Origin of the sequence: Collimonas arenae, assembly GCF_001584165.1 — a bacterium.
Taxonomy (GTDB): Bacteria; Pseudomonadota; Gammaproteobacteria; order Burkholderiales; family Burkholderiaceae_D; genus Collimonas; species Collimonas arenae.
Map to the genome: position 1 here is coordinate 832,906 of NZ_CP013233.1, position 12,364 is coordinate 845,269.

At 57.2% G+C, this 12,364-nt stretch carries 10 protein-coding genes; 6 read left to right on the forward strand and 4 right to left on the reverse strand.

The annotated features are described in order from the left end of the window. Positions 1–25 precede the first annotated feature (25 nt). The 4 genes from CAter10_RS03915 to recQ all read left to right on the forward strand — a co-directional run bounded on the left by CAter10_RS03915 (position 26) and on the right by recQ (position 4,392). Positions 26–598: a DUF1439 domain-containing protein gene (locus CAter10_RS03915; RefSeq protein ID WP_061536988.1), complete on the forward strand. Its 573-nt coding sequence runs from the start codon at positions 26–28 to the stop codon at positions 596–598. 109 nt (positions 599–707) lie between these two features. After that, on the forward strand, positions 708–1,553 hold the full coding sequence (locus tag CAter10_RS03920; RefSeq protein ID WP_061532365.1) for an undecaprenyl-diphosphate phosphatase: 846 nt from the start codon (positions 708–710) through the stop codon (positions 1,551–1,553). Positions 1,554–1,623: 70 nt separating this feature from the next. Next, positions 1,624–2,496, forward strand: a complete 873-nt coding sequence (locus tag CAter10_RS03925; RefSeq protein ID WP_061532366.1) for an undecaprenyl-diphosphate phosphatase — start codon at positions 1,624–1,626, stop codon at positions 2,494–2,496. A 51-nt stretch (positions 2,497–2,547) separates the two neighbouring features. Next, a complete protein-coding gene (gene recQ / locus CAter10_RS03930) occupies positions 2,548–4,392 on the forward strand; it encodes a DNA helicase RecQ (protein ID WP_061532367.1) in 1,845 nt (614 codons plus the stop codon). A gap of 142 nt (positions 4,393–4,534) precedes the next feature. Here recQ and CAter10_RS03935 read toward each other — a convergent pair whose 3' ends face one another. The 3 genes from CAter10_RS03935 to CAter10_RS03945 all read right to left on the reverse strand — a co-directional run bounded on the left by CAter10_RS03935 (position 4,535) and on the right by CAter10_RS03945 (position 6,613). Next, entirely contained in the window at positions 4,535–5,713 is a 1,179-nt protein-coding gene (locus CAter10_RS03935; protein WP_061532368.1) for an FAD-dependent oxidoreductase, read from the reverse strand. A gap of 149 nt (positions 5,714–5,862) precedes the next feature. Beyond that, positions 5,863–6,027, reverse strand: a complete 165-nt coding sequence (locus tag CAter10_RS03940) for a rubredoxin (RefSeq protein WP_061532369.1) — start codon at positions 6,025–6,027, stop codon at positions 5,863–5,865. A 97-nt stretch (positions 6,028–6,124) separates the two neighbouring features. After that, positions 6,125–6,613: a rubrerythrin family protein gene (locus CAter10_RS03945; protein ID WP_061532370.1), complete on the reverse strand. Its 489-nt coding sequence runs from the start codon at positions 6,611–6,613 to the stop codon at positions 6,125–6,127. Positions 6,614–6,877: 264 nt separating this feature from the next. On the opposite strand from CAter10_RS03945, the gene CAter10_RS03950 reads away from it, so the two are divergent. Next, on the forward strand, positions 6,878–9,190 hold the full coding sequence (locus CAter10_RS03950; protein ID WP_061532371.1) for an NADP-dependent malic enzyme: 2,313 nt from the start codon (positions 6,878–6,880) through the stop codon (positions 9,188–9,190). A 203-nt stretch (positions 9,191–9,393) separates the two neighbouring features. Further along, the gene (locus tag CAter10_RS03955) at positions 9,394–11,046 is read left to right on the forward strand and encodes a 3-(methylthio)propionyl-CoA ligase (protein ID WP_061532372.1); all 1,653 of its coding nucleotides are present in this window, start codon (positions 9,394–9,396) and stop codon (positions 11,044–11,046) included. An 18-nt stretch (positions 11,047–11,064) separates the two neighbouring features. Here the strand turns inward: CAter10_RS03955 and CAter10_RS03960 are convergent, their stop codons facing one another. Next, positions 11,065–11,982 (reverse strand): 5'-nucleotidase, encoded by a 918-nt coding sequence (locus CAter10_RS03960; RefSeq protein ID WP_061532373.1) that lies wholly within the window; start codon positions 11,980–11,982, stop codon positions 11,065–11,067. Positions 11,983–12,364 lie beyond the last annotated feature (382 nt).

Consider the following 12,364-nt stretch of genomic DNA (forward strand, 5'->3'; position numbering starts at 1 on the left):
GCTGGCAAAACAAGGAAGAATCCGAATGGAATCAAAACGATTGAGTCAAGGCACGACGCTGTCTGTGTTCTTTATGTTGTTGGCGGCGCTGTTGTTATCGTCTTGCGCAGCGCTGATCGGTCCGCGTGACGTTGAGTTTCCGCTCGCCAAACTGCAGCAATCGATGGACAAGCGGTTGCCGTTTTCTCAGCGCTACATGGGTTTGTTCGAGGTGACGGCCGACAAGGCGCAACTGGCGTTGCCTGCCGGTCAGGGTCGTTTGTCGATCGATACCGACGTGACTGTGGCGTTGCCGATGCTGGGCAAGTCGTGGAGTGGCAAGATGGCAATCTCGGGCGTGCTGTCGCTGGATAATCCGCATAATGCCGTAACGCTGACTGAACCCCGGCTGGACCAGTTGACATTGAACGGCGTCGATAAAACCTACGCGGCGCAAGTGACGCAGATCGGCAATCTGCTGGCCAGCCAGTTGCTCAACCAGGTTCCGCTGTATACCTTCAAGCCGGAAGACCTGCACTATGCGGGCGTCGCTTTCATGCCGACAAGAATCGGCACGAAGCCGGAACGCCTTGTGGTAACGTTCGAGCCGGTAAAATAACGGGTCTATTTCAAGGAAACATCGGATGCGGTTGCTGATCATGTAGCCGTATCATGCGTTCCAGTCCTGATTTTCTTTGTTTCTCTCTCTTCCTTATTGCCCAGACGACATGGATATAGTTCTCGCGTTAAAAGTTCTCATCATGGGCCTGGTCGAGGGCTTTACCGAGTTCCTGCCGATTTCTTCGACCGGTCATTTGATCCTTGCCGGTAGCCTGCTCGATTTTACCGCCGACATCACCCGCGAGAAAGCCGAAGTCTTCGAAATTGCGATTCAGGCCGGCGCCATCCTCGCCGTCTGCTGGGAATATCGCGCCCGCATCGCTGCGGTGTTACGCGGCCTGCCGAGCGATCCGAAAGCGCGCAAGCTGGTCATCAACCTGGCGATTGCCTTCATGCCGGCGGCAATATTGGGGCTGGCATTCAACCGGATGATCAAGGACAAGCTGTTCGCGCCGTTGCCGGTAGCGATTGCGCTGATCGTCGGCGGTTTCATCATCCTCTGGGTCGAGCGCCGCAACAAGAATCGCGCTAGCGTGGCCCGGATTGAAACGGTCGACGACATGAACGCGCTTGATGCATTGAAGATCGGTTTTGCCCAGGCCTTTGCGCTGATTCCGGGCACCAGCCGCTCCGGTGCGACGATCATTGGCGGCATGCTGTTCGGCTTGTCGCGCAAGGCAGCGACCGAGTTTTCCTTTTTCCTGGCGATTCCGACGCTGTTTGCCGCCACCATCTATTCGCTGTACAAGGATCGCGCGCTGCTGTCGGCTGCCGATATTCCACTGTTCTCGATCGGTATCGTGGCGGCGTTTGTTTCGGCATTCCTGTGTGTGCGCTGGTTGCTGCGCTACATCAGCAGCCATGATTTCACCGCGTTCGCCTGGTATCGGATCGTGTTCGGCCTGGTGGTGGTGGTCACCGGCTATATGGGCTGGGTGAACTGGGCACATTGAGCGCCGTGTACGAACAGTAAGCTGGATTGGTTTTTATTTTTGATTATCTATTCCTGAACAGGAGAACGTTGTGGCAAGTGTATGTTCCGCTGGTACCGATATCGGGTTTGCATCGCTCGATTATCTGCAGGTCGCGATTCTCGGCGTGATTCAGGGGATTTCTGAGCTATTGCCGATTTCCTCCACCGCGCATATGCGCATCGTGCCGGCGGTGCTCGGCTGGCATGATCCAGGCTCGGCGTTTTCGGCGGCGATGCAGCTGGCGGCGCTGGCTGCCGTGGTCAGTTATTTCTGGCGCGATGTGCGTGAAGTGACGGTTGGCAGCATTGCCGCAGTACGCCAGCGCGATTTCAGTAGCCCGCAGTTTCGTCTCGGCGTAGCGATCATCCTGGCGACGATTCCCATCGGGATTGCCGGCCTGGCGCTGTCGCACGTGTTGAACGCCTGCGGCTCGCCGCTACGCAGCCTGAGCGTGATCGGCTATGCATGTATCGCGATGGGCGTGCTGCTGGCGCTGGCCGAAGTCAGTTGCAAGCATCGCCGCACGGTCGGCGAAATGCGTTTGCGCGATGCGCTGATTGTCGGTCTTGCGCAGGTCGGGGCATTGATCCCGGGCGTATCGCGTTCCGGCTCCACGCTGACTGCAGCCTTGTTCCTCAATTTCAAGCGTGAAGAAGCGGCGCGCTTTTCTTTCCTGCTGGGTTTGCCGGCGATTGCGCTGGCTGGCTTGAAAGAGTTGCTGGTGCTGTTCCATCTGCACATGCCGCTGGAAACCTGGATGCTGCTGATTTTCGGTTTGGTGGTCGCCAGTATTTCGGCGTTCGCGGCGATCTGGGGCTTGATGAAATTCCTTGAGAAATTTTCAACCTGGCCGTTCATCGTGTACCGCATCGCACTGGGTATTTTCCTGCTGGTCGCAGTCAACAATGGTTTCTTAAGTTAATTAATTAAGCTCATTCAAGCCAAGCAAAGCAAAGTAAAGTAAGCGTATTTAATGCCAAATTCAGCACAAGCAACATCGGCAATATCGGCCGATCAGCAAGCCTTGCATATCTTGCAGACGGTCTTCGGTTATCCGTCTTTTCGTGGCCAGCAGGCTGAGATTGTCAGCCATGTCGCCAACGGCGGAGATGCGCTGGTGCTGATGCCGACCGGTGGCGGCAAATCGCTGTGCTACCAGATCCCGGCTTTGCTACGCGACGGTGTCGGCGTGGTGGTGTCGCCGCTGATCGCGCTGATGCAGGATCAGGTCGATGCGCTCGCCGAGGTCGGCGTGCGCGCCGCATTCCTGAACTCGACCCAGACTTATGAAGAAGCATCGCGGATCGAACGTCAGGTGCGCAATGGCGATCTCGATCTGGTCTATGTGGCGCCGGAGCGCTTGCTGACGCCGCGTTGCCTGGAGTTGCTGGAGTCGTCGAAGATCGCGTTGTTTGCGATTGACGAGGCGCACTGTGTTTCGCAGTGGGGCCATGATTTCCGACCTGAATACATCAAGCTTTCGATCTTGCATGAACGCTTCCCGCAGGTTCCGCGCATTGCGTTGACGGCTACCGCCGACCAGCAGACCCGCGAAGAAATCGCCGAGCGCCTGCAATTGGAGCAGGGCGCACGTTTCGTATCGTCATTTGATCGCCCCAACATCCGCTATCAGATTGTCGAAAAGGCCAATGGTCGCAAGCAGCTGCTGGATTTTATTCAGAGCGAGCATGTCGGCGATGCCGGCATCGTCTACTGCCTGTCGCGCAAGAAAGTCGAGGAAACTGCGGAATTCCTGGCGCAGCAAGGCATCGTTGCCTTGCCTTACCACGCCGGCATGGATTACGCGCTGCGCACCAAGAACCAGGGGCGCTTCCTGCGCGAAGACGGCATCGTGATGGTAGCGACCATTGCCTTCGGCATGGGCATCGATAAGCCGGATGTGCGCTTCGTTGCCCATCTGGACTTGCCGAAAAGCATAGAGGGCTATTACCAGGAAACCGGCCGCGCCGGCCGCGACGGCGGTCCCGCCAATGCGTGGATGGCCTACGGTTTGCAGGACGTGGTGCAGCAGCGCCGCATGATCGACGAATCGGAGGCAGGAGAAGTATTCAAGCGGGTGCAGGGCGTCAAGCTGGACGCGATGCTGGGCCTGTGCGAAACGCTGCATTGTCGGCGCGTGCGCCTGCTGGATTATTTCGGTCAGGCTTCCGAGCGTTGCGATAATTGCGACACTTGCATGAGCCCGCCGGTTTCGTTTGACGCCACGGTGGTGGTGCAAAAACTGCTCTCAACAATCTATCGTGTTGACCAGCGCTTCGGTGCGATGCATGTGATGGATGTCCTGCGTGGCATCGATTCTGACAAGATCAAGCAATGGCGGCATGATCAGCTCTCGACCTTCGGTATCGGGAGCGACCGCAGCGAGGCCGAGTGGCGCGCGATCCTGCGGCAGTCGATTGCACTCGGCCTGATCACGGTCGATCACGAAGCCTACAGCGCGCTCAAGCTGACCGATGCGGCGCGGCCGGTGCTGAAGGGCGAACAGCCGGTGCAGTTGCGGCAATACCAGAAGCCGGTCAAGCAGAAGCGCAGCAGCGGCAAATCCAAGGGTTACGTGGAAACCGATCTGTCGACGCTGGAACAGGCCATCTTCGAGAAGTTGCGCTGGTGGCGGGTCGAGACCGCGCGCAAGCACAATGTGCCGGCGTATGTCATTTTCCACGACGCCACCATGCGCGAAATCGCTAAGGCGCAGCCGGCTTCGCTGGATGATTTGCGTGGCGTCAGCGGTGTCGGGGAAAAGAAGCTGGAGACTTATGGGGCTGAGATCGTTGAGTTGATCGCCGAGTTTGCATAGGGTGGGCGCGCCTTTGTGCGCACCCTGCAACTAGGCGCTCCGTCATTCCCGCGAACGCGGGAATCCATTTTCTTCATCATGCTCAGTAAATTGGATCCCCGCGTTCGCGGGGATGACGGAGATGGTGCATCGGAGCTTGGACTTAGACCGTCGTCCCCAACGCCGCCATCAATGCCTGCCTGATTTTCGCTTCTTGCGGCGCCACGCCAAATCCAACCATCACGCCTTGTGCATCGAAGAAACGGCAGACAGTTCTGTCGCCGTCGACTTCAGTTTCCCAGCGGCCCGTGGCGATGGCATGTTGTGGTGGTGGAACCAGCGCCAGCGGATAGCTTGGTGTCTTGACGATGACTGGCGAGTGCTTCAGATCGATTTCGGTATCTTCGCCGGTCAAGGTTTTGGCAATCGCGCGGGCGGCGGTGAGGATCGGTGCGATGTACGGCAGCGGGCTGGTGCGGCCTTCATTATCTATCCGGTATTCGGCGCAATCGCCAAGCGCATACACGTCGGCGGCGCTGGTGCGACCGTGGCTGTCGACGATGATGCCGCGCCCGGTGGCCAACTGCGCAGATTGCGCCAATGCCAGATCGGGGCGTAAGCCGACTGCAGACAAGACCACATCCGCCGCCAGCACATCGCCGTTGGCGAGCGTAACCTTGAAGGCGCCATCGGCGTGGTCAACGCTTGTTGCGGTCGTGCCGAGTCGCAGATCGATGCCGCGGGCGCTGAGCGCCGCTTGCAAGCCCTGCGACAGCGCCGGCGCCGCCAGTGCCGCCAGCGGCAACACGTTGGGATCGATCAGCGTGACATGGTGCCCGTGCGCCGCCAGGTCGTCGGCGAATTCGCAGCCGATCAGGCCGGCGCCGAGGATCGTCACGCGCGCCGATGCTTTTTGATCCGGCAGCAACTTGTCGCGGAAGGTGGCGTAGTCGTCGATGTGATTGACTGACAGTACATGATCGCTGGCGTCGCCCGCCAGGCCCAGTCGTATCGCCTGTGCGCCGACGGCAATCACCAGTTGCGCGTAGTCGAAAGCACCGCTGCTGGTGTCGACCACTTTGTTGTTGGTGTCGATATGCTTGACGCGGGTCTTGGTCATGATATGGGCGCCGATCTGTTCGGCCATTTGCACCGCGCTTTGCGAGATCAACTGGGCCGCCAGTTTCTTTTGCGCGAACGCATTGGACAGCATCGGCTTCGAGTAAAAACCACCATCGTCGGCGGTGATGATGAGCAGCGCGGCGGCCTTGTCCAGCTTGCGCACTTCACGTGCCAGCGAATAGGCAGCCATGCCGGCGCCGATGATGATAATGGGTTTCATGGGATGTCCTGAGGGATGATTGGCAGTGATGATAAGGCGCTATGGCTGTTTGGCCGGTTTCTGATGCTCTGTTGCACCGCACCGCCGGAAGGGCCGGTGGCGCGATAGCTGCCGCATGCTTGAAGCGGCGTCAGATTTTACAACAGGCCCTAGATTTCAACCATTTCAAAATCTGCCTTGGCCACGCCGCAGTCCGGGCATTCCCAATCGGCAGGAACGTCTTCCCACTTGGTGCCGGCAGCGATGCCGTCTGCCGGCCAGCCTGTCGCTTCGTCATAAATCAGTCCGCATACGATGCATTGATAAGTCTTCATTGTGTTTCCTTTGTGTGTCGATGGTAAAAGTGTATCGCCTGCCGTTGCTTTGCCCAGCCGGCAGGTTTGATCGTTTGTCGCGCGAATCCCGATAGCCTTACGCAACCTTCAAGGAATTCAATGCATTTTGGTAGTGATTGGCGTGGCGTTCCTCCACTTTGGCCAGCGCCGCGAAGCGCTTGGCGGCCTTTTCCAGGGTACGTTTGAAATTCTCGGCATGCTCCCTGGATTCGGCAATTTGCTCGTCGTACTCGGCGACTGCGGCATGGTTGCCTTCTTCGATCGCCAGGTGGCGGAATTTCGGGTACATCTCGGTGTATTCGTAAGTTTCGCCTTCGATCGCGATTTCCAGCGACTTGGCCGGGGTCAGTTGTGTCTTCGGATACAACAGGTCGAGATGGCCGAACGCATGCATGACTTCCTGGTCGGCGGTATCTTCAAATATCTTGGCGACGTCGTCGGCACCGGCTTCACGCGCCAGCTTGGCGAAATAGCGGTATTTGATGTGCGCCATCGATTCGCCGGCAAATGCGGCTTCCAGATTTTCGATGGTGATCGATTTGCGGCTGTTATCTTGGTTGGCCATGGTGTTCTCTCTCTTGATGATTGTCGGGAATGGAATGTTTTTGCGATTGAATTTTCGCTAATGATAGTTTTTATTAATTGAAATGGGAAATTGAATATCTTCATCATGTCGATAGTTTTTTAATTGTTATTCTTTAATTTGAATAGTTTTTTCAAATGAGAAAATACGTGAAATCGCTCTTCACCATGCGAAATTCACATAATCGGGCGCAACCAGTCTGATAAAATCAAGGACTTTCACTTGTTACACTGGGGACAGACGCATATGGATTCGATGATCGATAAAAAAGAAGAGCTCCGCCAACAATTGCGTCAAGCTGCGCTTGAATATCACGAGTTTCCGACCCCCGGAAAAATCAGCGTAACGCCAACCAAATTATTGACAAACCAGCGCGATCTGGCGCTGGCTTACTCTCCGGGCGTAGCCGCCGCCTGCGAAGAAATCGTGGCCGATCCGGCCAACGCATTCCGTTACACCGCACGCGGCAACCTGGTCGCGGTCATCACCAACGGTACAGCCGTGCTGGGCCTGGGCAACATCGGGCCGCTGGCATCGAAGCCGGTGATGGAAGGCAAGGGCGTGCTGTTCAAGAAATTCGCCGGTATCGACGTCTTCGATATCGAAATCAACGAACGCGATCCGGAAAAGCTGTGCGATATCATCGCCTCGCTGGAACCGACCTTCGGCGGCATCAACCTGGAAGACATCAAGGCGCCGGAGTGCTTCGAGATTGAACGCAAGCTGCGCGATCGCATGAAGATCCCAGTCTTTCACGATGATCAGCACGGCACCGCGATCATTGTCGGCGCAGCGATCCTGAACGGCCTCAAAGTGGTCGGCAAAGACATCAAGAATTGCAAGCTGGTGGTATCCGGCGCCGGCGCTGCTGCGCTGGCGTGTCTGGATCTGATCGTCGATCTCGGCTTCCCGATTGAAAACATTTTCGTCACCGACCTGGCCGGCGTGGTCTACAAGGGCCGCGTCGAACTGATGGATCCGGACAAGGAGCGCTTCGCTCGTGAAACGGATGCACGCACCTTGGCCGAACTGATCCCTGGCGCCGATATTTTCCTCGGCCTGTCGGCCGGCGGCGTGCTCATGCAAGACATGGTCAAGGCGATGGCGGCGCGGCCGCTGGTGCTGGCGCTGGCCAACCCGACGCCGGAAATCCTGCCGGAAGAAGTCAAGGCAGTGCGCGACGACGCCGTCATGGCGACCGGTCGTTCGGATTATCCGAACCAGGTTAACAACGTGCTGTGCTTCCCTTACATTTTCCGCGGCGCCCTCGATTGCGGCGCCACCACGATTACCCGTGAAATGGAAATCGCTGTGGTGCACGCGATTGCCGAACTGGCGCAAGCCGAGCAGTCGGATATCGTGGCCACCACCTACGGCATCACCAACCTGTCGTTTGGCCCTGAATACATTATTCCAAAGCCGTTCGATCCGCGCCTGATGATCAAGATTGCACCGGCAGTCGCCAAGGCCGCGGTTGCCTCCGGCGTCGCCAGCCGTCCGATCCAGGATATGGAAGCTTACATCGACAAGCTGCAGCAATTCGTTTATCGCAGCGGCACTTTCATGCGTCCCTTGTTCCAGATCGCCAAGAAGACGCCGGCCGAGAAGAAGCGCATCGTCTACGCCGAAGGCGAAGAAGAGCGCGTCCTGCGCGCGGTGCAGGTGGTGGTTGATGAAAACCTGGCGCGTCCGATCCTGGTCGGCCGTCCGGCGGTGCTGCAGCAGCGCATCGAACGTTTCGGCCTGCGCCTGAAGGCGGACGTCGATTTCGAAGTCATCAATCCGGATTTCGACGAACGCTATCGCGATTACTGGCAGACATTCCTGGCGATGACCAAGCGCCAGGGCGTAACCGAGCAATACGCCAAGCTGGAAATGCGTCGCCGTCACACGTTGATCGGTTCGATGGCGATTCACAAGGGCCATGCCGACGGCATGATCTGCGGCACCTACGGCACCACCAGCCTGCATTTGAACTACATCGACAAGGTGCTCGGCCGTCGCGAAGGCGTCAATGTCTATGCCGCGATGAATGCGCTGATCCTGGCGGATCGCCAGCTGGTCCTGGTTGACACCCACGTCAACGAAGAGCCGACTGCTGAGCAACTGGCTGAGATCACGATCCTGGCTGCGGAAGAAATGCTGCGCTTCGGCATCAAACCGCGTGCAGCGTTGCTGTCGCATTCCAATTACGGTTCCAGCAACAGCGCGTCGGCGCTGAAAATGCGTAACGCGCTGGCGATCATCAAGGAGACGGCGCCGGACCTGGAAGTCGACGGCGAAATGCACGGCGACACCGCGCTCAACATTGAGCTGCGTCGTCAATTGATGCCGGATTCGCCGCTGAAGGGCGATGCCAACCTGTTGGTAATGCCGAACATCGATGCTGCCAATATCGCCTACAACCTGCTCAAGAACACCTGCGGCAACGGTGTGGCGGTTGGCCCGATCCTGCTGGGTTGCGCCAAGCCGGTGCATATCCTGACACCGTCAGCCACTGTGCGCCGGATTGTCAACATGACCGCCTTGTGCGTGGTGGATGCCATTTCCGCCCGCTAAATATCAACGCGAAGTACCCGTAGCAAGAAGCAAATAAGGAGGGCCCGGTTTCAGCGACAGATGATCGTCGTTGGAACCGGGCCTTTTTTGTTTTTGAGGGAGGGCTGGTCATAGCAACGATAAAGCGTGTAAATTGCAATGAAAAATAATACGTTGACTGAAAGCGGTTGAAAAAATCCGCATCCATTACAACAGGAGACACGATGTCACAGTATCCGAAGAGTCCGTTGATGGGCCAGATGATGGATCAGCCGTTGCTGATTTCAAGCATTATCCAGCACGCAGATCGTCATTTCGGCAGTAATGAAATCGTCTCGCGCCGGGTTGAAGGCGATATCCACCGATACACTTACCGTGATTGCCACCGGCGCGCGCGGCAACTGGCTAATGCACTGGTCGGGTTGGGCGTCGGCATGGGCGAACGGGTGGCGACACTGGCCTGGAACGGTTACCGGCACATGGAAGCCTACTATGCCGTATCGGGCTCGGGGGCCGTGCTGCACACCATCAATCCGCGCTTGCATCCAGAGTTGATCGGCTACATCGCCAACCACGCTGAAGATCAATATCTGCTGTTCGATGTCTGCTTCCTGCCGCTGGTCGAGGCAGTGGCGCCACTGGCCAAGAGCATCAAGGGTTACATCGCCATGTGTGGGCGCGAACACATGCCGCCGGATAGCAAACTGCCCAATCTGCTGTGCTATGAAGAGTTGCTGGCCGCCAGTTCCGACGACTATGCGTGGCCCTTGTTCGACGAGAATTCTGCTTCCAGCCTGTGCTACACCTCGGGCACCACCGGCAACCCCAAAGGCGCGCTGTATTCGCATCGTTCGACGCTGCTGCATTCCTATGCGTCGACCATGCCGGACAGCATGAATGTCTCGGGCCGCGACGCCGTGCTGCCGGTGGTGCCGATGTTCCATGTCAATGCCTGGGGTTTGCCGTATGCTGTGCCGCTGACCGGCGCCAAGATGGTGTTTCCGGGACCGGGCCTAGATGGCAAATCGCTGTACGAATTGTTCGAGCAGGAACAGGTCACGGTGTCGGCCGGCGTGCCGACTGTCTGGCTCGGCCTGCTGACCTACATGGCGCAAAACAATCTCAGCTTTTCTAGTTTCAAGCGCACCATCATCGGAGGTTCCGCTTGTCCGCCGGCGATGATGAACACTTTGCGGCATCGCTATGGTGTCGAGGTGGTACATGCATGGGGCATGACCGAGATGTCACCGCTTGGCACCACCGGCACCCTGCAAACCAAACATTTGAGCTTGTCGATGGAGCAGCAGGAATTGCTGCTACAAAAACAGGGGCACGTGATCTTTGGTGTCGACATGAAGATTGTCGACGATGCCGGCGTCGAACTGCCGTGGGATGGTGAGACCTATGGCAATTTGCTGGTCAAGGGGCCGTGGATAATTGATGCCTACTTCAAGAACGAAGGCGGCCAGGTGCTGCGCGATGGCTGGTTTCCGACTGGTGATGTAGCCACCATCGATGCCGACGGCTACATGCAGATCACCGATCGCAGCAAGGACGTGATCAAGTCCGGTGGCGAATGGATCAGCAGCATCGATCTGGAAAATATCGTGATGGGGCACCCGGCGGTGCAGATGGCGGCCTGCATCGGTATTTTCCATCCCAAGTGGGATGAGCGGCCGCTGCTGGTGGTGGTCAGGAAGCCGGGGATGGAAGTAGAGGGGGCCGAGCTGTTGAAATTTTTCGAAGGAAAGATCGCAAAATGGTGGACCCCCGACGACGTAGCGTTTGTCGATGCCCTGCCGATCGGCGCCACTGGCAAGCTGTTGAAGAACAAGTTGCGCGAGCAGTTCAAAGGCTACACTTTGCCGACTGCCTGAGGCTGCAACTCGGCCGTTCTATGCCGGTTCGTCCAGTTGCCTGATCGGCACGCGGCCGGTTTGTACGCGGCTGGCGGCACGGTCGCAATGGCCATGCTGGTCGTCGAAAAACATGTGTGGCTTGAAAGCCGCAAGCACATCCGATTTGGTGACGCCGCCCATGAAGAAGGTTTCGTCGATGGTGACGTTCCATGCGCGCAGGGTACGGATCACCCGTTCATGGGCCGGCGACGAACGCGCCGTGACTAGGGCGGTGCGGATTGGCGCAGCGCGGCCGTCGGGATTCTTGAAATTGTTCTGGATGTATGACAGGGCAATCAGCAGGTGCGCGAACGGACCTTGAGGCAATGGCAGCATGGCGTTTTCGCGCTCGTGTTTTTCAAAGGCCTCGATGCCTTCGGTCTGATAGATCCGTTCCGATTCATCCGAAAAAATCACTGCATCGCCATCGAAGGCGATGCGGATCTGATCCAACTCTTCCATCACATTATCCGGTTTCTGGTACAGCAATGCCGCCGCCGCGCCGGCATTCACGGCCGCTTGTACGTCGTCTTCATGGAGTGACAGGAACAGGCTGACGTTGAATGCCTGCAGATATGGTGCCAACGGGGCGCCGCCAGACAGCACCGCACGCGTGATGTCGAGATCATAGTGTTTGATCGAATTGAAGATACGCATCGAGGTTTCGCTCGAATTGCGCGACATGATCACGACTTCGACGAAACGCTGGCCCGGTGTCAGGCGGTTCAATTTCAGCAATGCCCTTACCAGGGCGAAGCCTGCGCCGGGCTTGAGAATCTGGTTTTCATTGATCAACTGGTGACGTCGATATTCTTCCAACCCCTGTCCACGAAAGATCGCCTCTTCGGCTTCCAGGTCGAACAGCGCGCGCGACGATATGCCGACGACCAGCAGATTATCTAGAGACTGGGGCATGGTTGTTGCTCTTCGGGTAATTACGGGAGCGCTCATTATAGGCGTTTGCCTGGTTCGCGCAGAGCAGCCGGGTGGGTTTCAAATTGATATCTTTTTGGTAATTTTCATCAAATTTCGAGGACGGTTTGTTCCTTGCGTTACGTTACATGTTACGTGTCACGGGTGGACATGGCATCCGCCGATTTTCTTTGATGGATTTTTGGTTGTTTCTGTTACCTGTTGATTTATAAGACTTTTTTAAAATTTTCATGAGCCTGGACGACGCTCCGCCCAAGCGGTTCCCGAGGCATTTTCGGCTGGCACACTCTTTGCGGAATGACAGTAGGCATAGCAGTTATCCGATTCATCAAAAAGGGAGATAGATCATGAAAGCATCGAAAAA